Source organism: Brevibacterium litoralis (genome assembly GCF_040212315.1).
Lineage (GTDB): Bacteria > Actinomycetota > Actinomycetes > Actinomycetales > Brevibacteriaceae > Brevibacterium > Brevibacterium litoralis.
The window spans coordinates 1-2827 of record NZ_JBDIUY010000031.1 but is presented as its reverse complement, the minus strand read 5'-3'; the positions used below and the strand labels follow the sequence as shown (position 1 = coordinate 2827).

The 2827-nt window shown below is 68.8% G+C and carries 2 protein-coding genes; both read right to left on the bottom strand.

The genetic code is table 11. From position 1 onward, the window contains the following. Positions 1 to 105: 105 nt before the first annotated feature. Entirely contained in the window at positions 106 to 1386 is a 1281-nt protein-coding gene (locus AAD496_RS11150; protein WP_349828813.1) for a type 2 periplasmic-binding domain-containing protein, read from the bottom strand. Between the two features lie 285 nt (positions 1387 to 1671). Then, a partial coding sequence (locus tag AAD496_RS11145; RefSeq protein WP_349828812.1) for an acyl-CoA dehydrogenase family protein occupies positions 1672 to 2827 on the bottom strand: 1156 nt, incomplete at its 5' end.

Genomic DNA, 2827 nt, shown 5'->3' with positions numbered 1-2827 from the left:
GGTCGCACGGAATGTGCGACCGGGGCGGACCCGTGTGGTGCTGCGTTGTGGAGCGCTCGGGCGCCGGAAGGATCAGACGCTCGACGCCTCGGACATTCGTGCCGATCAGGCGCCGGGACGGTGGGGAGCGATCGACTCCTCGTACAGGCGCTCGGCCATTGGCATGAAGTCGACCGAACCGAGCTCGTACCAGTCGTTGATGTCCTCGACGGCACCGTCCTCGGGCATCCCGAGCTCGGCGGCGACATCGGTCCAGTGCTGGATCGACTCCGCCGTCCGGTCGACGACACCGGCGTCGATGACTCCGGACTCCTCGACGGCGGCGAGCAGTTCGTCGTTCGTCGCGCCGATCTGCTCGTCGGTCTCCGGGTCGATCGGGACGACCTCGCCACCGTTGTCGAGCGCCATGGCGACACCCTTGTAGTTGCCCTCGGCGTTGACCTGGTTGCTCGTGGCCCAACCACCGACCGCGGAGTCGAAGATGATCTGCTGGTAGGCCAGCGGCAGGGCCTGGTAGCCACTACCGGCCAGGTTCGCGCCGGCGGAGCGGCCCGAGAGGCTGTTCTCCTGGGTGGTGTACCCGACGTGCGGAGCGACCTCGAGGACACCGGTCTCCTCGGAGGGCAGCAGCTGTGCGAGCGTGCAGTCGACGGTGCCGCGCTGGAGAGCCTCGAAGACCTCGACGTACTCCATCGACACCGGCGAGGCGCCGAGGTTCGTGGCCTGCTGGGCGTGCGCGGTGCTCGCGATCCGGACCTGGCGGCCGTTGAAGTCGTCGAGCGTGGTCCCGCCCGAGGAGCAGACGGTGTAGTAGGAACCGGTACTGATCATCGGGGTGATCGGGGACAGGCCCTTCTCCTCGTACTCGGCCAGGAGCTGCTCCGAGCCCCAGGCGAGGTCGACGACCGCCGCGTTCCCGACCGCTTCGCCGACGACCGGCGAATTGGGCATGCCCGCCGTGGCGGTGGCCAGGGCGTCGAAGGCCGGGTACTCGGTCGGGTTGTAGATCGGGAGAGCGTAGGAGAGATCGACACGGCCGTCGGCCAGGGCGTCGTCGATCTCCGCGTAGCCGGCGATCGCCTGGCCGTACACGAGGTCGACGGTGATCTGTCCGTTGGACCGGGTCTCGATGTAGTCCTTGAACTCGATGGCCGTGGCGGCGGAGACCGAGTTCGGCGACTGGGCACCGGCCTGGTAGGTGATCTCCACGGGATCGAGATCCGCGATGATCTCGTTGAGCTCCTCCTGGGGGATCCCGTACTCGAACCCCTCGCCGGATGCGGTGTCACCGCCGCCTGCGCCACCGGCGCAGGCACTGAGGGCGAGAGTGCAGACCGCGGCTCCGGCCACGAGGCCGGCAGGGCGGAAGGTGCGGGGGATGTGCATGAGTCCTCCTCGTCGAGGGTGGTCATGGATGTCGAACTGGTCGATCCGTGGGGTGGGGACCCGGCTGCGGGACGGGTGACCGTCCAGCGCCTCACACCGATGTGAGGCGAGTCTCACTTTTTCTCGGATGGCCCGACAGTAGCAACCTGCGGGGGCCTGCACCAGGGATGAAGCACGGTTCGCATGTCACGAATTGAATTGAACGGTCGTTCGGTGACTTTCGGTGAGTGCCCTCGACGCGCTCCGACACCCGCCGGCACGCGAAGAGGGCCGGCGGGGCAGGCCTCACAGCACCGCGGGATCCACCTCGAGCAGGTGACGGTCGCCCGAAGCCAGCAAGTCCAGGTGGGCGTCGACCGTGGGGAGTTCGTGGGTGAAGAAGTACCGGGCCGCGGCGTGCTTGCCCCGGTGGACCGTGGAGGTCGGATCCGTGGCCGCGAGCACCTGGTCGAGCCACAGCCAGGCGACGACGGGGTGCCCGGTGGCCTCGAGGTAACAGTGCGCATGCGAGAGGACCTGCGCGGGGTCACCGGACTCGTGGAGTCGTGTGGTGATGTCGAGCAGGCGGTCGAGGCGCCCCGCGAGGGAATCCGCCCAGGACCGGAGCTCGTCCGGCGTCCGTGCGAGCGTGTCCTCTACGGCGGCGCGGAGCAGGCGCAACCCCTCGCCGTCGTGCTGTCGGACCTTCCGCCCCAGCAGGTCCGCCGCCTGGATCCCGGCGGTGCCCTCGTGGATCGGGTTGAGGCGGTTGTCCCGCCAGAACTGTTCGACATCGTGGTCCCGGGTGTAGCCGGCCCCGCCGTGGACCTGGATCGCGAGGTCGTTCGCCACCAGACACCAGGTGCTCGGCCAGCTCTTCACCACCGGGGTGAGCAGGTTGAGGAGGACGGCCGCCTCCCGGCGTGTCCGCTCGTCCGGTGCGGCCGTGCTGAGGTCGAGAAGACGCGCGGCGTGGAGGTGGCCGGTGCATCCGAGCGCCGCGGCTCCCGCGCCGACCCCGATGCGGGCCTCGTTCCTCATGTGGAACATGTAGACGAGTCCCTTGCCCTCCTCGCCGACGAGGTGCCCGATCGCGTCGGGAGCACCGCCGGGGGTGGCGTGGCCCTCCCCGAAGTGGAGCATGGTGTTCGTCGTCCCGCGGTACCCCATCTTGTGGTTGAGGTCGGCGAGGGACACGTCGTTGCGTTCACCCACGGCACCGTCGGCGTCGACCAGGTATTTGGGGACGATGAAGAGGGAGAGTCCTTTGACCCCGGCCGGGGCTCCCTCGGTGCGGGCGAGCACGAGGTGGTCGATGTTCTCGCTGAGTTCGTGTTCGCCTTCGGAGATCCACATCTTCTGCCCGTGGATCCGGTGGGTCCCGTCGTCCTGTGGGACGGCACGGGTGGTGAGGTCGGCGAGCGAGGACCCCGCATGGGCTTCCGACAGGCACATGGTCCCG

Excerpts from the sequence above, each read along its gene's own strand:
- AAD496_RS11150 (WP_349828813.1), bottom strand. The coding sequence starts at position 1,386 with ATGCACATCCCCCGCACCTTCCGCCCTGCCGGCCTCGTGGCCGGAGCC.